The organism is Vibrio sp. 10N.222.55.A1 (assembly GCF_041473835.1).
Classification (GTDB): Bacteria; Pseudomonadota; Gammaproteobacteria; order Enterobacterales; family Vibrionaceae; genus Vibrio; species Vibrio crassostreae_C.
Genome location: NZ_JBFRSX010000042.1, coordinates 39,931 through 56,490, shown reverse-complemented (window position 1 = coordinate 56,490; position 16,560 = coordinate 39,931). Strand labels below are relative to the sequence as shown.

Here is a 16,560-nt window from a genome sequence, read left to right as displayed (position 1 = left end):
TTTATTTAAAGGACTAATTATGACCGCAGTACTCAAACCCAAAGATGAGAATGTTGTGTGGCATCAACACTCGATTGATAAAACATTTCGCGCGGATCTGAAATCACAAAAGCCAGCCGTGCTCTGGTTCACGGGGTTGTCTGGTTCTGGTAAATCGACAGTCGCTGGAGCATTAGAAAATCGCTTGGCACAGATTGGTTACCATACTTATTTATTGGATGGCGACAATGTGCGTCATGGATTATGTAGTGACCTTGGCTTCTCTGAGCAAGATCGTCGAGAGAACATCCGTCGTATTGGTGAGCTTGCTAAATTGATGGCAGATGCAGGCTTGATCGTGTTGTCAGCCTTTATTTCTCCGCATCAAGCTGAAAGGCAACTCGTGAGAGATTTATTGCCGGAAGGTGAGTTTCTTGAGGTGTTCGTCAATACGCCATTAGAGGTTTGCGAACAGCGTGATCCTAAAGGTCTGTATAAGAAAGCACGTGCCGGAGAGATCCCGAACTTTACAGGTATTAGTTCAGTGTACGAAGCGCCTCAGAACCCTGAGATTGATCTACCTGCAGGTGAGAAGACACTCGATGAATTGGTCGAACTGTGTATTGATGCGTTGGAGAAGCGAAATATTTTAGCCAATTGAGATCGTTGGTACGACTAAGGCTGTTCACTTACTTATCGACTTATTCATGACTGATAAGTAGTACAGCCTTGGTTTACCGAGACAAGAAACCTATCCCCTAGATTCTCTTTATTCCTCTTAATACTTCACTTCTTACATCGTCTATTTTAGCTCCGTAGAGTGTCTAGACGGTGTAATTCACGCTGCTTTTCACTTCTGTCTGTACTGTGAATTTCTGGCTCAATAGTGCAATCAGTTGATCGTAATACTGCGTGTTTGGCTTGTTACCGAGCAAGGTACAAAGCTCATTGCCTGTAGGGCTGAATCGGTAGTAAACCAGCTTCACGCCTTTTGATAATGGTGCCAGTGACATGCTCTTACCTTGATAGGTTAGGTGCAGGGCTGGATCGAAATCAATCTCTCCGGATTCTAATTCTGTGCCCAGAATAATCCCGAGCTCTATCAAGTGGAGCAAGCTGGAGTAGGGCAGGTTGTGCCCACCAAGGTTGATGGTGTTGGTGGTGTCCCTTTTGCCAAAGTTGAATAGCCCAGCATGAGATTTAAAGCCGAGTAAGAGCTTTCTGCTGTTATCGCTACCAAAACTGCAGCCTAATGAAGCTGCTCTTTGTAAGGTCAGTGCTTCCTTTGGCGTCATGTCTTTTAAGATTTGCAGTGCCTTCATCGACGTCGAGCCTGGGTTGGTGACTTCTCGTTTCAGTACTTGAGCCCATAGCCTCTGCATCGATGTATTGTGGATCTCTTGTGCCATGTCGAAGAAACGGTATAGCCAGTCCTGATCCGGGTCTCCAGCCGCTTCATCCTTACATGAAGAGTGCGCCAACTTTAGAATCTGTTCTAGGTTCTTTTGGCGAAGCTCTCTACGTTTTTTCTCTCGCAATAGTGCCCGTTCGATAAGCGTACTCTCAGCTTTATCCTTTGGCTTGGCACTATGACTAATTAAGAAATCGAGGCCGAAGCTTTGTGCGATGTGCAGCATTCTGCTGGCACTGTCGGCAATATGAGGCTTTTTCTCATGCTTTTGCTGTGTATCGCTAGCATGCTCAATGATCACTGGCTGTTTGGTTTCTGACATAAGAGTACCGTTAGGAGACGACTCAAGACCAATCGTAGTAAATAATTGCTCGCTCTAGCTTGTTAAAACGCTCGATAACGGCGTTAGAACTTTTGATTGTAGAATAACCACTTATCAAAAAGCTCCGCCTGGTTCTCAAGCCTTTTTTCTACGCTATTTCTGAACACTTACTTATTGTGATTGGTATAACTGTCTAAAATGTAACTCTTTATCTTATTGGTGGCTAGATTTTGCGTGCAGAGTTGAAGGTTTCAACAAAATTTTACTTTTGCTAGTGATAATAAAATGTTAAATTTGTTGTAATTCTCAAGGAGGAGTTATGAATCAAGCCAATGATAACAAGCTGAAGAAACAGCTTAGTATAGGGTTATTACTCGCGACTTATGTCGCTGTTCTAGCTTACTTATCTAATTACATCGCGTAATTCAGAAGAAAATTATCGTTATTAAACTGTTATTGAATGATCACACTCGTTCAGTGACGGCAGCTCATCCTTGAGCCACCCTTCTAATGACTACATGTCGTCATACTCTTCAATCGCAGTACCTTCAATAAGATAACCGGTTTGCGCTAAGTCATGGCTGATTGACTCAGTTTTCAGCGTTCCGACCAAATAGATCACATCCCATAACTGCTGTATTGGTGCACCTTTCGGGAACTTCACGTAGATGATTTGGTTCGGTGGCGGCGGTGGCACGTGGATACATGCGCCAAAGTACGGTACCAGCAGAAACTCAGTGATCATATTCTCATCACCTTCCAATGGAATCACAAAGCCAGGAATCTTCACTGTGCTGCCATTCAGCTCTGGGCGAACAGCACCAAGTGTCGATTGTTGAGGTTTGTCCATACTATTGTGGTCAACCATCGGCATACCAAATGAATCTAGCTGAGCACGTTCTGATTCTGGAATCAAATCAATCCATTCAAGTGTTAATACCGATTCGTCATTCTGAGTGGTTTCAGCGTGAGCTGTACTGATAAATGGGAACAGAAGTAGCCCAAGTATCAGTAGGAATTTGCGTTGCATCGTAGGTTCCTATTTTAGATTCGAATCGTCATGCCATCAGACAATGACTGGCGGTAAGCCCTGAAAGCGGGAATAAAGCCGATAATGATTCCGGCAACTTGTACCAGCATAAGCAGTTTCCACTCATGCGGTGTGATTGCGGATATCGATATGTTGATACCATAACTTTGTTGCACAATAGGAGCAACCACTGCGATCAGCGCAAACAGCACTGCAACACCTAATGTAATGCCAAGGAAGGTTAGTGCACTGGCTTCACTGATCAGTAAACCAAACACATGACGAGGTCTTGCGCCCATCGCACGTAGGATAGCCATCTCTCGACGCCTTTCTTGCAAGCTAGTGAGTAGGCTACTGAGCATACCCAATAATCCGGCGACAACAACAAACCCTGAAACAATCAGTAGTGCTTGTTCTGCTACAGCCATCATTCCCCACAATTCGTGAAGCGCAATGCCCGGCATAATGGCGCTTAAAGGTTCTTGGCGGTAGTTATTGATTTCTCGTTGCAGTGCGAAGGTTTGGATCTTCGATTTAAGGCCAACCATCATCGCGGTAATCTGCTTCGGTTGGAAGTCACGTTGCTTTAGCGCTTCAGCATTCGGTGTGTGCCCGAGGTTGGCACCTGATTCCCAGCCAACATGAATTGCTTCGATTGCCTCTAGCGATACGTGTACGGTTTTGTCTACTGGTGTTCCTGTTGGCGCGAGTATTCCCACAATCTTGAAGGGCAGATTATCGTGACGGCTAAACGCAACATCACTGATACCGTGCGCAAGAATGATTTGATCACCTATTTTGTAATCTAGCTTCTTCGCGACGTCGGCACCAATCACTACGTCAAATAGCTGATTAAACTCTTTGCCTTGCTGAAAAGTAAGTGGTTGCTTACTTCCATAGCGATAATTCTCGAAGTAGCTATGGTTCGTGCCCATTACGCGGAAGCCTTTATGTGAATCACCCAATGAGATTGGGATCGCCCACTTTACAGCGTTGTGCTGGCTAAATTCTTCATAGCTTTTCCAGTCGATGTTGTTGGTCGCATTACCGATTCTAAATACGGAATAAAGCAGCAGGTTTACCTGACCAGAGCGGCCACCGACGATAAGGTCAGTACCTGAAATCGTATTGGCGAAGCTGCTCTTAGCTTCGGTTCTTACACGTTCCACACCGAGTAATAGAATGACGGATACAGCCACAGTGAGAATAGTTAGAATGGCTGTGGCTTTACGGTTGAGTACGCTTTTTAAGGCTAAGTGAGTAATTACTTTCATACGACAACCTTAGCTTGGTTAACGGTTTTTAAATCTATGGTTCGAGTGAACAACTTTTCTAGTGTTGGATCATGGCTAACAAAGATAAGAGTAGAACCTGCCTGGTTGGCTTGTTCTAACAACAGTTCGATAAAAGCTTCTCGGTTGTCATGATCCAAAGCCGAGGTTGGCTCGTCGGCAATAATGATTTTGGGTTGGCCGATCAAAGCACGAGCGGCAGCAACACGTTGTTGTTGACCGATGCTTAACTCGGTAACGGGCTTGTCCATTAAAGCTTGAGGTAGTTTTAATCTGAGTAACAACTCTCGAGCCGTCTCTTGTAAGCTTTTCTGGCTTTCAGCGACTTGCTGTTTACGTATCTGTGAAAACTGGCAAGGAAGCGTCACGTTATCGATAACTGATAGATAAGGAAGCAGGTTAAATTGTTGGAAAATATAACCAATATGATCGGCTCTGAATTTATCTCTTTGACGAGGTGTAAGCTGAGTGAGGTCTTGATCAAGGATAGAGACTTCTCCTTGCTCAGCTTGGTTGATTCCGGTCAGTAGCCCTAACAAAGTTGATTTTCCACAACCACTTGGCCCTTTAATAAAAAGGTGCTCTTGGGCTTGGATGTGAAGAGAGGGGATCTCTAACGTTGGTGGTAATTCAGGCTTCCAACGAAAGCTGATATTTTCGAGTTTGACCACAAGTGATGAACTGTCAGAAGACATGCTAGCTCCAATAATTAAAGCGGTGTATCTACTGGACAGTAATTTGAAACATAAATTCCCAGGAACACACCGATTTGAACAGCCAAGTAAGCGATGACTTACCTGGCTGTTTATTTTACGTTTAATCCGATCTAGGAGTGATTAGAATCGGAAACTAATACGCTCTGCGTTAAGCACTTCTTGTACTTGAGCTGTGTCTGTTAGTAGGTTCACCGTCATTTTTTCAGTGTTGCTGAACTTAGAGAACCACTGAGTGCTAACTGTGTCTAGCTTAGCAACATCTGAACATTCATAGTGGTACTCAACAGTGAACTCACCGTGGCCACCTTCTGAGTGATCGTGGCCTTCATGATCGTGGTGGTCGTGACCTTCGTGGTCATCATGATCGTGCTCAGCGTGGTCATGGTCTTTGTGGTCATCATGATCGTGTTCAGCGTGGTCATGGTCTTTGTGGTCGTCATGATCGTGTTCAGCGTGATCATGGTCTTTGTGGTCGCCATGACCGTGTTCCGCATGGTCATGGCCTTCATGGTCGTCATGACCGCCTTCTAAGGTGTTTGCTACTGACTTGAACTTCAGAGTACAACTCGCATTGTTAAAACTAAACAGCTCTTCTGGCTTGTTTAATTGTGCGATAGCCTGTTCAAACACTTTCTTCTGTTCTGCAGTTTTTGGAGCATGTTCAAACCCAACCACATCTGCGCCTGGAGCTGTTACTTCAACAAGCAATTCTTGCCCATCTTGCGCGATGTTTACTTCAACTTGGCCATGTACGTGTGCATCATGAGAGCGGAATTCTTCGTTAGCTAGAACATTTGTAGAGACAGTCATGCCGATAACAACGGCTAAAAAAGTAGGTTTCATGTTTTTTCCTGAATAAAGGTTAATTAAAAAGTAGTGGTAATTAAGCGATATTTACAGGAGGTGAGCGTGCCAAATAAGCGAAATATAGCCGCTGTAGTGAAGTTACTGACTCTGTGATAGCGACAGTAAATTCCGAATGGAACTCTGGAATCTGTGGTAGTGAGTGCGCTGTGATGAACTGATTAAGCGAAAACAGCTCACAATGGTGTGAGGTGTGGTGCTCTGGTGCGATATCCACAATGTGTGTTGCGGCTAACACGCTTAACATGAGCATAAGCCCAAGCAAGAAGCCTGTTTTGCGTTTCACATTGTTGGGTGTGTTTTGCCACATCAGGATGATTAACCACAGAATTAAAAAAAGGATACTGTTATAATATAACAATATCCTTTGGTTAGGTCTCGAAAAAGACGCGAATATCTTATTAAAGGCTCGCTTTAATCAACTCAATGACTTGAGTGACTTCTGATTCGTTTAATGCACCTTCTTTTACAAACAAGATTTTACCTTGATTGTCTTGAACGATAATCGCTGAGCTTTCTTCTTTTAGAGCCCATGTTGACGCAACGGCGCCGTCTTCATCTAGGACCATAGAAGACCATGGAAATTCTTCTTTGCTGCTTTCGGCAGAGGACTTAACAAAAGACCCAGTACCCCAAATCGCATCATCTTGGTTGATGATAGTGGTGGTTTGGTAGCTGTCTTCTGAGAATTTCGATGCGGTAATGGCTGCCATCAGTGGTGCGTTGAGCTCTTTAGAGCTGCTGCGGCCAGCGATAGCTTGAACGACGCGAACTTTACCTAGAAGATCATTGGTTGCCCAAGCTTGATATCCAGTATTTCCGTCGTTTAGAACAATCTCACCATAGTTACTCACATCGACGGCAGGCAGGGTAGCGCCTACTGATAGGTTGTGAGCATTGGCGAAGAGTGGAGAGGCTGCGGCTAGAAAAGCCAGTAGAGTTTTGTTTTTCATTATATTTTTGTTCCGCTTATTGGTTTGCACAGGAAGTATAATATGAAATTTGAAAAATGCCTCTTTAACTTTTTTATCGTACGACGTAGAAAGAAGTTGCAGGCTTGTTACAAAAAGGTATAATGCATCAATATCAAGATGAACAATAGATTATCTTGCTGTTTGCTAAAGGAATTAGCGATTAAATGTGCTTTGAACAGCGACGCTGTTCAGGTATGTGACTGTAGTACTCAAATGGAATTGAGGTTGTATTATGTTAAGAAAATTTTCTACTTACCGTCCACGTCAGGTGGCGCGTTTCGTTAAAGTCCTGTTCAAAGGCCAATTTGCTATTGAAGGTGTTGGAGAGTTTCGCTTCGACCAAGGCAAGGTGCTACTTCCTGAAGTTTCAGACAAACAAAAGCTCACTATTTTTAAAGAAGTTAACGGCACCATTGCAGCGTTGCCGGTGTAACTGAGCTTTATCGATTTGTCTTGCACCGAATAGATTAACAATGAAAAGGGCTTCCTGATGGAAGCCCTTTTTTAATGCGTGTCGTTCACGATGGTATGCCGAACGGCACTTTATTGTGGAGGGAAGCACACACCTGTTCCACCCAACCCGCAATACCCATTCGGATTTTTAGCTAGGTATTGCTGGTGGTAGGTTTCTGCGAAAAAATATTTTCCAGCAGGCAGAACTTCCGTCGTGATCTCGTTGCCTAAAGATTCAGTCATTGCTCGTTGATATTCACGTTTAGAGTGCTCAGCGATAGATTGTTGTTCTTCACTGAAGGTGTAAATCGCAGAACGGTACTGAGTCCCTAAATCGTTGCCTTGGCGCATCCCTTGAGTTGGGTCATGACGCTCCCAAAAGGTTTCAAGTATTCGAGCTAGAGAGGTTTGTTCACTATCAAATATGACACGAACGACCTCGGTATGGCCGGTTTGCCCAGTACATACTTGTTCATAAGTGGGATTAACTGTGTATCCGCCAGCGTAACCAACGGATGTTGAAATAACGCCATCCAATTGCCAAAACAAACGCTCAGCTCCCCAGAAGCACCCCATACCAAACAGGACTTCTTGTTGAGAGCCCGTGGGTGCATCGAGCAGGTCGGTTTGATTGACGAAATGGCGCTCAGTGATTCGAATTGGGTCAGCATTTCCCGGTAGTGCGGTTGCTGCAGAAACCAGTTGTTGTTTGTTTAGCATGTTATATTCCTTTTCGCATACGTTTACCGCGCTGGCTTTTATTTAACGTGGGTTCATATTAACTGTTGGTCAATATTGAATAAGTCTTTAAATTAGACCGTGTTATTCCAGGATTTATTACAGACTCAATGCCTATTTAGCGGTATTATTTCTTTTCACTTATTAACGTATTGATAACTTCTTCACCAATTAAACATGATAAGAAAAACTTTACCAGTTCTGATTGGCACTCTATTGTCATCGACGCTCGCTTTCGCTGACGTTTCCCTTGAAATCAAAGGGCTAGATGGAGCGCTTGAGGATAATGTTGATGCTTATCTGAGTGCGATCCCTGAAGAAGAGTATTCGGTTTCACTAAGATTCCAATCCCGCTTGGAATCTATGATTAAAGAAGCCCTGAATGCGTTAGGCTACTACCACCCTAAAATCACATTTACTCACTCCGAAGATGATACCGAAATGACCGTTACGGTTGAGCCGGGAGAGCCTGTTGTTATTTATACTTCAGATATCGTTCTAACTGGTGAAGCCAAGGATGACCCAGACTTTTTAGCCTTGATAGCGAAGAGTAGCTTGTCTAAAGGTTCGACTCTGAATCATGGTAATTATGACTCTTTGAAATCGTCGATCCGCAACCTTGGCTTAGCGAAAGGCTACTTCGATGGTGCTTATGATCTTAGTAAGCTAGAAGTCGCTCCTGAATTGAACCGCGCTTATGTTCGTCTTCATTATAACAGTGGTATCCGCTATCACTTTGGTACTACTCAGGTTACTGGTAGCCAGATAGAAGAAGATAAGGTGCAGTCACTTAAACCATTTGAGGATGGCGAACCTTACTCAATCACCAAAGTCGGTGAGTACAACCAAAACCTGTCCAATACGGATTGGTTCTCCTCGGTATTTGTTGAACCAGATTTAAGCCAGTTAGGCGAAGGCCGAGAGATCCCGATGAAGGTTAGCCTTGCTCCGCAAGCTCGTAACCAAATCGAAACGGGTATCGGTGTATCCACCGACCTTGGCGTAAAAGGCACTCTGAAGTGGAAAAAACCTTGGGTTAATGAACAAGGCCATAGCTTCAATAGCAGCCTGTCGATTTCTAAACCTGAACAGACAATTACCGCTACCTATAAAATCCCTCTGGATGACGTGCTGAACGACTACTATCAAGTTAAGTACGGTATGAAAAACTTGGATAATCGTGATACCAAGAGTTTGGAGTCAAACTTAGCGCTAGAAAGATATTGGCGACTGGATAACGGTTGGCAACGCACGGTCTTCATTCGATACTTGGTCGAAAACTATGAGCAAGGTTTGCAGGATGATTTAGCGCAATTTGTGCTGCCGGGTATCTCTTTCTCACGCACTCGAACGCGAGGCGGTTCGATGCCGATGTGGGGCGATAAACAAACCATTATGGTTGAAGCGGGTGATGATACCTTGTTATCTGAAACTAAGGTTGTTCGTTTTCAAGGTCAAACCGCTTGGATTCGAAGCATTGGCGACAATCACCGAGGCTTAACTCGACTTCAATTTGGCGGCAACTTTGCCGACGAGTTTGATAAGCTATCTCCCTCCCTAAGATTCTTTGCTGGTGGTGACAATAGCATTCGTGGTTATGGTTATGAGTCGATCTCTCCTCGAGATGAAAGTGGCGCACTAACGGGTGCCAAATTCATTGCAACCAGCTCGTTTGAATACCAATACCGCTTGGTTGGAAACTGGTGGGGCGCAGCATTCTACGACATTGGTGATGCCTTCAATGATAAACCTGAATGGAAACATGGTACCGGCGTCGGGGTTCGTTGGGCGTCGCCCGTCGGCCCTGTGAGCTTAGATTTTGCTTGGGGTCTAGATGCAGCAAAAGGTGATGAGTTCCAGTTACACTTTAGTTTAGGGCCAGAATTATGATCAAAGTGATGGGCAAGTGCATCAAGTGGACGTCGATCTCATTGACGTCTATTTTGCTGTTGTTGATAGCCTTGCTAGGTTTTGTTTTGTTCACCAATCCAGGGTTGAACACTGTGTTGTGGGGCGCTGAAAAAGCGTTGCCACAGCTTAAAGTGGAAAGCACTAAAGGGGCTCTGTTCCCGAGCTTTACGCTTAATAATGTTCAGTTTAAAGATGACAGCCTGCATATAGACACCAAAGTTCAAAAGCTGAACTTGGCGATTAATCCTCGCTGTCTGCTCGACCCTAAGTTGTGTGTCGATCGTTTAGCGATTCAAGGATTGGACTTCGCATTTACTGAACTGCCTCCGGCCTCTACAGAAGAAACAGAACCTACTCCGCCCGTAACATCGGTAAAAACACCGTTGCCAATCGTAATCAACCGTATCGCTTTGTCTGATATCAAGTTGAATATCTTAGGGCATGAAATTGAATGGAGCTTGTTCTCTACGGCTTTGAGTATGCAGGGCGAAAAGCTAACTGTATCGCCAACCTTATTCAATGATCTTAAGGTTAAACTCGCTGAGTCGACAGAAGAACCGCAAGCAGAAAAGGTTGAGCCAAAAGCTGCCGTTAAAACGGCTATCGAATTGCCGGAAGTCTGGATTCCTCTGCAGGTTGTGTTGGAGCGTTTTGACCTCAACCGTTTCACCTTAGAACAAGAAACACCAATCGTTGTTAACCACCTTGGGCTAGAAGCTCGCGCGGGCAAACACACGGTTGATGTTTCAACTCTCGAACTCGATATGCCACAAGCAAGCGCCAATCTAACCACGAAGGTTGAGCTCAAGGGCGGTTACCCGCTAGAACTTTCTTTGGATGCGTTGGTGAAAGAAACCGACCTTGTTGGGCAGAAGTTGTCTCTGAAAGCACAAGGCAGCGTGGCTAAGCTAAACCTAGACTCCCAATTTTCTGAGCTGATTGAGGCAAAGTTGTCTGGGGATATTCAACCCTTAGAACCGACTCTGCCATTTGACCTTCTTTTAGAGGGCGGACAAGCACAGTGGCCCCTTACCGGAAAAAGCGATTACCAAGCGACAATTGAGCAATTTAAAGCTGATGGCTCACTAGATGGTTTTAATGTTCTTCTTAAAGGTGAAGCCGATGGTAAGGAAATCCCTGAATTAGCCATCGATCTACAGGGTAAAGGCACGACGGAACAAATTGTTCTCGAGCGTCTAAAGCTCAACACGCTAGGCGGTGAGCTTAACGGTGTCGTTAAAGCGAACTGGAAGAGTCTCGTTAACTGGCAAGCTGACGTGACACTCAAAGATATTCAACCGGGTCTGCAGTGGCCAGAAGCTGAGGGCAACATTAGTGGAAACATCGTCACCTCAGGTGAGTTGACTGAAGCGGGCGGCTGGGCGATTGAACTGCCTAAATTGGATATTGAAGGGATCTTGCGAGAATACCCTCTGGATATCGAAGGTCAGTTGTCAGCGTCGGATCGCAGCGCGAGCGGTGAACCAAAACTGAAAACCAGTGGTTTGAGCTTAGCTCACGGTGTTAACTCGATTAAGGCTCAGGGTGAGCTTGATAAGAAATGGGACATGGGTGTTGAGATTCACTTCCCTGAGCTTGTAAAAAGCGTCCCTGATTTGAAAGGTAAAGTGATTGGTAACATCCAGCTCAGTGGTCCAACGAAAAAGCCTGAAGTCGATCTCGCTCTAAATGTGGATAAGGTAGATTGGAATAACGAAGCAACACTAGAATCCTTGTCGCTTAATGGTTCTGTGGTTCCTCTGCCATTGCCTGAAGCTCAAGCTGATCTTGAATTAAAAGCTAACAACCTAACCTATCAAGATCAGAGCGTAAAAAGCATTGATCTCACGGTGAGTGGTGGTGAGAAGAAACACACAGTGACACTTGATGTGATATCCGACATCGTGTCTACAAGCTTAGCTATTTCCGGAGAGTTGATTCAAAAGCCTTCTCTTATTTGGTATGGATCGTTAGACAGAGTCAAAATCACCACTCAGCAAGGCCCTTGGGTGTTAGATCAACCTGTCGCGATAAATGCGGATGTTGATAAACAGTTTGCCGATGTTCAAGCGCACTGTTGGAAACAATCGGGTTCGAGCGTGTGTTTGGATGAAGACGTTCGTGTCGGAAAATCGGGTGAGGCCAAGGTAGCCATCAATCAATTCGATTTCGAGCAGATTAAAGCCTTTGTGCCTAAAGAGACGCAATTACAGGGCTTAGTCAATGCGACTGCTCATGCAAAGTGGTCTGAACAAGATGAGCCTGAAGTCACGGTAAGCGTTGATATGCCGAAAGGTCAGGTTGTTCAACAAGTGGGTGAGCCAATCACACTGGGTTGGGAAAGCGTTGCATTGAATGCCCAACTGAAAGACAACAAACTGGATGCCGATTTTAAGTTGGATGTTTCCGACAATGGTGACCTGTCTGGCACGGTGTCGTTACCGGATATTCTTGCCGAAGACAAAATGGTCGATGCGGCAATTAAGCTGACCACGTTCCATCTTGATTTCTTACAACCAATTCTAGGTGAATACAGCTTATTGAAAGCCGACCTTGAGAGTGATCTTCAAGTTAAAGGCTCTCTGATGCACCCTCAAGTCTTTGGTCAATTCTCTGTTGATGGTATTCAAGTCAAAGGCGATGTTACGCCTGTTGATGTGAAAGATGGCCGCATCGACCTCGACTTTGATGGTTATAGTGCAAAACTGGATGCGAATGTCGAAACACCTGATGGTCACCTTGATATTGAGGGAACCGGAGATTGGCAAGATCTTAAAGCATGGCATTCGAACGTTAGAGTTTTCGCTGATGAGTTGATGGTTGATATCCCACCGATGGTTAAGGTGAAGGTCGTACCTGATATGACTATTGATGTCACACCAGATCTGGCGAAAATCACCGGTGATATTGCATTACCATGGGGACGAATTGTTGTTGAAGATTTACCACCGTCAGCGGTTGGCGTCTCTTCTGATCAGGTTATTTTGAATAAAGATCTAGAGCCAGAAAACGAAGATACGAATCCATTCAATGTGATGACGAATATTAATATCTCCATTGGTGATGACTTTAAACTGTCTGCCTTCGGTCTTGAAGGTGATTTGGTCGGTAAGCTCAACGTGGCTCAAAAAGACCAAGGTCCATTTATTACAGGTGAAGTGAACATCGTCGATGGTACTTATCAATCATTCGGGCAAGACCTCTTGATCGAAGAGGGTAAGATCCTAATGAATGGACCACCGGATCAGCCATACGTAGCCATCAACGCGATTCGTAATCCTGATAATACTCAGGATGACGTGACCGCTGGTATTCGAGTGACTGGCCCTGCGACAGAGCCTACCATCGAGATTTATTCTGACCCAGCGATGCCACAAGCGAACGCACTGTCTTATATTTTGCGTGGCCAAGATATCGACGGTGAGTCGAGCGGTTCGATGACAACGACTTTAATCGGTTTGAGTTTAGCGAAGAGTGGTAAGGTTGTTGGTGAAATCGGTGAAGCCTTTGGTGTAAAGGACTTGCAACTGGATACTGCAGGCTCTGGCGATGACTCTCAAGTGACGGTAAGTGGTTACATCCTGCCTGGCTTACAGGTGAAGTATGGTGTGGGTATCTTTAACTCGTTAGGTGAGTTTACCGTTCGTTATAGATTGATGCAGGATCTCTATGTTGAAGCTGTTTCTGGCCTAGACAGTGCTGTGGATCTTCTCTATCAATTTGAGTTCGAGTAGAGCCGTATGGGAGGGCATATGCAGCATCTTGTTTTTGTCTATGGAACCTTGAGGCAAGGTCAGTCCAATCACCATTATTTGCAGGGCTGCGATTTATTAGGGCAGTTTGATACACCTAAGGAATACGCACTTTTTGATTTAGGTGCCTATCCGGCGATGATTTTGGGAAAGAAAAGTGTCGCTGGTGAGGTCTATATCATTAACGACGAAATTTTAGAGTCGCTCGATCGGCTAGAAGATGTTCCTGTTGAGTATCGTCGCGAGCAAATAGAGACTATATTTGGATTAGCATGGGTATATTTGTATCAGCTTGATCTAACAGCTAATAAAGAAATACTTTCGGGTAACTGGTGTCAGCGGAACAATGATTCCTAACTAGTTAATCACCTTACGAGACAACAAAAAGCCAGCACTGAGGTGCTGGCTTTTTAATAGCGTTAGTTTGAGAATGAAATGAGAGGGTTACTCAGGGTTCAGCTCAAGAAACTCTTCTACTTTACGTACCATTTTTGTTGAACCAACGAAGAAAGGCACACGTTGGTGTAGCTCAGTTGGTTTGATATCCATGATACGCTGTGCACCGTCTGATGCAATACCGCCAGCTTGCTCCATAAGGAAAGCAATAGGGTTGCACTCGTAAAGCAGACGCAGTTTACCTTGAGGGTGACTTTGCGTGCTTGGGTACAAGTAGATGCCGCCTTTCAAAAGGTTACGGTGGAAATCTGATACTAGAGAACCGATGTAACGTGATGTGTAAGGGCGGTTGTCGCTTGGCTCATTTTCTTGGCAGTACTTGATGTACTTCTTAACACCCGTAGGGAAGCGGATGTAATTACCTTCGTTGATTGAGTAAATCTTACCTTCGTCTGGAATCATCATGTTTTCATGAGATAGGCAGAAGGTACCCAGTGATGGGTCGTAGGTGAAGCCATTTACGCCAGCACCTGTTGTGTATACAAGCATGGTTGAAGAACCGTAAATCACGTAACCCGCGGCTACTTGCTTGTGTCCTGGCTGTAAGAAATCTTCTTGTGTTGGTGGTGTACCGATCGGTGATACTCGACGGTAGATAGAGAAAATTGTACCAACCGATACATTTACATCGATGTTTGATGAGCCATCTAGTGGATCCATCAGTACAACGTATTTTGCGTTTTTGTTGAGCTCTTTATTGAAGGCGACAGCTTCGTCTTCTTCTTCACTTGCAACACCACAAACTTGGTCACGGGCTTCTAGAGCCGCTTTAAATTTGTCGTTCGCGTAAAGGTCTAGCTTTTGCTGCTCTTCACCTTGCACGTTGTCTGTACCAACAGCGCCAGTGATGTCGACTAGGCCAGCCTTGTTGATCTCACGGTTAACAATTTTTGCAGCAAGTCGAATAGACGACAAAAGGGATGATAGATCACCGCTTGCATGGGGGAAGTCACTCTGTTTCTCAACAATGAACTCACCAAGGGTGCGCATCTCAGACATGTTATTTCCTTAAACTTCTCTCAATATTAGGGGGGATTTGAGCACTGTAGATTCGGCCTCTTGAGTGGGCTTTATTCATCTAGACGCTTACCTAAATTCTAAAGGTTAGATCTTTTTAATGGTAATGAACTAAGCGACACAGATCTCACTTACTATGTCGACTCAATTTGTTTTGCATTGCCGCTCGCTTTTAATCGCCATTTAATGATAATGAGTGCAAGCCGTTTTAATTAGGCACTGTTTATTTAGCCAAGCGTTTGGAAGCAATTTATGCATATTCATATCTTAGGAATTTGTGGCACCTTCATGGGTGGTGCTGCGGTATTGGCTCGTCAATTAGGTCACAAGGTTACGGGTAGTGACGCGAATGTTTACCCACCAATGAGCACCTTGTTGGAATCACAAGGGATTGAAATTATTGAAGGGTTCGACCCTAGCCAATTAGAACCAAGGCCAGATCTCGTGGTTATCGGTAACGCAATGAGCCGCGGTAATCCGTGTGTTGAGTATGTGTTGGATAACAACCTTAGATACACCTCTGGTCCTCAGTGGTTGCAAGAGTTCTTACTGCATGACCGTTGGGTGTTAGCGGTATCGGGAACGCACGGTAAGACCACGACATCAAGCATGTTGGCTTGGATCTTGGAAGACTGTGGCTATGCACCGGGCTTCTTAGTTGGCGGAGTGTTGGGTAACTTTGGTATCTCTGCTCGCCTTGGTGAAAGCATGTTCTTCGTGGTAGAAGCCGACGAATACGACAGTGCTTTTTTCGATAAACGATCTAAGTTCGTTCATTACCACCCAAGAACCTTAGTGATGAATAACCTTGAGTTCGATCATGCCGACATTTTTGACGATCTTGAAGCGATCAAACGTCAATTCCATCATTTAGTGCGAACTGTGCCAGGCAATGGTCGTATTTTCTCACCCAAGCAAGACAGCGCTATTCAAGATGTTCTAGCTCGTGGCTGTTGGAGTGAAACTGAATCGAGTGGCGAGCAAGGCGACTGGGATGCCAAGAAACTGGTCAAAGATGGCTCTCAATTTGAGGTTTACTTCCAAAATGAATGTGTTGGAACCGTAAATTGGGATTTAGTGGGCGACCACAACGTAAATAATGCTTTGATGGCGATTGCAGCTGCACGTCATGTGGGCGTGACACCTGACCTTGCTTGTGAATCACTAGCTACCTTTATTAATACTAAGCGCCGTTTGGAGTTTAAAGGCGAGGTGGCAGGTGTGTCTGTTTATGACGATTTTGCTCATCATCCAACGGCGATTGAACTTACGCTCGGGGGATTACGTAATAAGGTCGACACTAAGAAAATCATTGCCGTTTTAGAGCCTCGTTCTGCCACCATGAAACGTGGTGTGCACAAAGAAATACTGGCTGATTCGTTGAAGCAGGCGGATTCTACCTACTTATTCCAACCGGATAACATTGATTGGTCAGTTCAAGATGTTGCAGACGCTTGTCACCAACCGGCACACGTGAGTGATGACATGGATGCATTCGTTGCTAAAATTGTCTCAGAGGCACAAGCTGGCGACCAAATTTTGGTAATGAGTAATGGTGGCTTTGGTGGCATTCATCAAAAACTGTTGGATGGATTGGCACTCAAAGGCTAACGGCATCCACGACCTTATAATTTGAAGTAATTGA

The 16,560-nt window shown here is 44.8% G+C and carries 15 protein-coding genes; 6 read left to right on the top strand and 9 right to left on the bottom strand.

Annotation, left to right across the window (positions count from 1 at the left end):
* Positions 1 to 19 precede the first annotated feature (19 nt).
* Positions 20 to 640, top strand: a complete 621-nt coding sequence (gene cysC / locus AB4493_RS13900; protein ID WP_017058889.1) for an adenylyl-sulfate kinase — start codon at positions 20 to 22, stop codon at positions 638 to 640.
* A gap of 163 nt (positions 641 to 803) precedes the next feature.
* Here the strand turns inward: cysC and AB4493_RS13895 are convergent, their stop codons facing one another.
* The 7 genes from AB4493_RS13895 to AB4493_RS13865 all read right to left on the bottom strand — a co-directional run bounded on the left by AB4493_RS13895 (position 804) and on the right by AB4493_RS13865 (position 6,567).
* Positions 804 to 1,712, bottom strand: a complete 909-nt coding sequence (locus AB4493_RS13895; RefSeq protein ID WP_017058890.1) for a TIGR03899 family protein — start codon at positions 1,710 to 1,712, stop codon at positions 804 to 806.
* Between the two features lie 514 nt (positions 1,713 to 2,226).
* The gene (locus tag AB4493_RS13890) at positions 2,227 to 2,742 is read right to left on the bottom strand and encodes a DUF3299 domain-containing protein (RefSeq protein WP_017058892.1); all 516 of its coding nucleotides are present in this window, start codon (positions 2,740 to 2,742) and stop codon (positions 2,227 to 2,229) included.
* A 14-nt stretch (positions 2,743 to 2,756) separates the two neighbouring features.
* Positions 2,757 to 4,016 carry an ABC transporter permease gene (locus AB4493_RS13885; RefSeq protein ID WP_017058893.1) on the bottom strand — a complete coding sequence of 420 codons (1,260 nt, stop codon included), beginning with the start codon at positions 4,014 to 4,016 and terminating at the stop codon, positions 2,757 to 2,759.
* Positions 4,013 to 4,729: an ABC transporter ATP-binding protein gene (locus AB4493_RS13880; RefSeq protein ID WP_017058894.1), complete on the bottom strand. Its 717-nt coding sequence runs from the start codon at positions 4,727 to 4,729 to the stop codon at positions 4,013 to 4,015. The genes AB4493_RS13885 and AB4493_RS13880 overlap by 4 nt, the downstream gene beginning before the upstream one ends.
* A gap of 141 nt (positions 4,730 to 4,870) precedes the next feature.
* Entirely contained in the window at positions 4,871 to 5,593 is a 723-nt protein-coding gene (locus AB4493_RS13875; RefSeq protein WP_017058895.1) for a DUF2796 domain-containing protein, read from the bottom strand.
* A gap of 40 nt (positions 5,594 to 5,633) precedes the next feature.
* Positions 5,634 to 5,924: a DUF2607 family protein gene (locus AB4493_RS13870; RefSeq protein ID WP_017063722.1), complete on the bottom strand. Its 291-nt coding sequence runs from the start codon at positions 5,922 to 5,924 to the stop codon at positions 5,634 to 5,636.
* A 91-nt stretch (positions 5,925 to 6,015) separates the two neighbouring features.
* Positions 6,016 to 6,567, bottom strand: coding sequence for a YtfJ family protein (locus tag AB4493_RS13865; RefSeq protein ID WP_017058897.1), 552 nt, complete (start codon positions 6,565 to 6,567; stop codon positions 6,016 to 6,018).
* 253 nt (positions 6,568 to 6,820) lie between these two features.
* Between AB4493_RS13865 and AB4493_RS13860 the strand changes: the two genes are divergently transcribed.
* Positions 6,821 to 7,021: a DUF1107 family protein gene (locus tag AB4493_RS13860; RefSeq protein WP_017058898.1), complete on the top strand. Its 201-nt coding sequence runs from the start codon at positions 6,821 to 6,823 to the stop codon at positions 7,019 to 7,021.
* Positions 7,022 to 7,131: 110 nt separating this feature from the next.
* Here AB4493_RS13860 and msrA read toward each other — a convergent pair whose 3' ends face one another.
* Positions 7,132 to 7,761 carry a peptide-methionine (S)-S-oxide reductase MsrA gene (gene msrA, locus AB4493_RS13855; RefSeq protein WP_017058899.1) on the bottom strand — a complete coding sequence of 210 codons (630 nt, stop codon included), beginning with the start codon at positions 7,759 to 7,761 and terminating at the stop codon, positions 7,132 to 7,134.
* A gap of 195 nt (positions 7,762 to 7,956) precedes the next feature.
* Between msrA and AB4493_RS13850 the strand changes: the two genes are divergently transcribed.
* Genes AB4493_RS13850 through AB4493_RS13840 form a run of 3 tightly spaced genes read left to right on the top strand, consistent with a single transcriptional unit; the run spans position 7,957 to position 13,799 of the window.
* Positions 7,957 to 9,669, top strand: a complete 1,713-nt coding sequence (locus AB4493_RS13850) for an autotransporter assembly complex family protein (protein ID WP_065584316.1) — start codon at positions 7,957 to 7,959, stop codon at positions 9,667 to 9,669.
* The gene (locus AB4493_RS13845; RefSeq protein ID WP_136979532.1) at positions 9,666 to 13,424 is read left to right on the top strand and encodes a translocation/assembly module TamB domain-containing protein; all 3,759 of its coding nucleotides are present in this window, start codon (positions 9,666 to 9,668) and stop codon (positions 13,422 to 13,424) included. Before AB4493_RS13850 ends, AB4493_RS13845 begins: the two co-directional genes overlap by 4 nt.
* Positions 13,425 to 13,442: 18 nt before the next feature.
* Entirely contained in the window at positions 13,443 to 13,799 is a 357-nt protein-coding gene (locus AB4493_RS13840; protein ID WP_017069403.1) for a gamma-glutamylcyclotransferase, read from the top strand.
* 87 nt (positions 13,800 to 13,886) lie between these two features.
* On the opposite strand, the gene fbp is transcribed toward AB4493_RS13840, so the two are convergent.
* A complete protein-coding gene (fbp, locus tag AB4493_RS13835) occupies positions 13,887 to 14,897 on the bottom strand; it encodes a class 1 fructose-bisphosphatase (protein WP_017063728.1) in 1,011 nt (336 codons plus the stop codon).
* 270 nt (positions 14,898 to 15,167) lie between these two features.
* Here fbp and mpl point away from each other — a divergent pair, with 270 nt between their 5' ends.
* Positions 15,168 to 16,526: a UDP-N-acetylmuramate:L-alanyl-gamma-D-glutamyl-meso-diaminopimelate ligase gene (mpl, locus tag AB4493_RS13830; protein WP_372155199.1), complete on the top strand. Its 1,359-nt coding sequence runs from the start codon at positions 15,168 to 15,170 to the stop codon at positions 16,524 to 16,526.
* The last annotated feature ends 34 nt before the right edge of the window (positions 16,527 to 16,560 follow it).

Excerpts from the sequence above, each read along its gene's own strand:
- AB4493_RS13860 (WP_017058898.1), top strand. The coding sequence starts at position 6,821 with ATGTTAAGAAAATTTTCTACTTACCGTCCACGTCAGGTGGCGCGTTTC.
- msrA (WP_017058899.1), bottom strand. The coding sequence starts at position 7,761 with ATGCTAAACAAACAACAACTGGTTTCTGCAGCAACCGCACTACCGGGA.
- AB4493_RS13850 (WP_065584316.1), top strand. The coding sequence starts at position 7,957 with ATGATAAGAAAAACTTTACCAGTTCTGATTGGCACTCTATTGTCATCG.
- mpl (WP_372155199.1), top strand. The coding sequence starts at position 15,168 with ATGCATATTCATATCTTAGGAATTTGTGGCACCTTCATGGGTGGTGCT.
- AB4493_RS13890 (WP_017058892.1), bottom strand. The coding sequence starts at position 2,742 with ATGCAACGCAAATTCCTACTGATACTTGGGCTACTTCTGTTCCCATTT.
- AB4493_RS13840 (WP_017069403.1), top strand. The coding sequence starts at position 13,443 with ATGCAGCATCTTGTTTTTGTCTATGGAACCTTGAGGCAAGGTCAGTCC.
- AB4493_RS13870 (WP_017063722.1), bottom strand. The coding sequence starts at position 5,924 with ATGTGGCAAAACACACCCAACAATGTGAAACGCAAAACAGGCTTCTTG.
- cysC (WP_017058889.1), top strand. The coding sequence starts at position 20 with ATGACCGCAGTACTCAAACCCAAAGATGAGAATGTTGTGTGGCATCAA.
- fbp (WP_017063728.1), bottom strand. The coding sequence starts at position 14,897 with ATGTCTGAGATGCGCACCCTTGGTGAGTTCATTGTTGAGAAACAGAGT.
- AB4493_RS13845 (WP_136979532.1), top strand. The coding sequence starts at position 9,666 with ATGATCAAAGTGATGGGCAAGTGCATCAAGTGGACGTCGATCTCATTG.
- AB4493_RS13895 (WP_017058890.1), bottom strand. The coding sequence starts at position 1,712 with ATGTCAGAAACCAAACAGCCAGTGATCATTGAGCATGCTAGCGATACA.
- AB4493_RS13865 (WP_017058897.1), bottom strand. The coding sequence starts at position 6,567 with ATGAAAAACAAAACTCTACTGGCTTTTCTAGCCGCAGCCTCTCCACTC.
- AB4493_RS13880 (WP_017058894.1), bottom strand. The coding sequence starts at position 4,729 with ATGTCTTCTGACAGTTCATCACTTGTGGTCAAACTCGAAAATATCAGC.
- AB4493_RS13875 (WP_017058895.1), bottom strand. The coding sequence starts at position 5,593 with ATGAAACCTACTTTTTTAGCCGTTGTTATCGGCATGACTGTCTCTACA.
- AB4493_RS13885 (WP_017058893.1), bottom strand. The coding sequence starts at position 4,016 with ATGAAAGTAATTACTCACTTAGCCTTAAAAAGCGTACTCAACCGTAAA.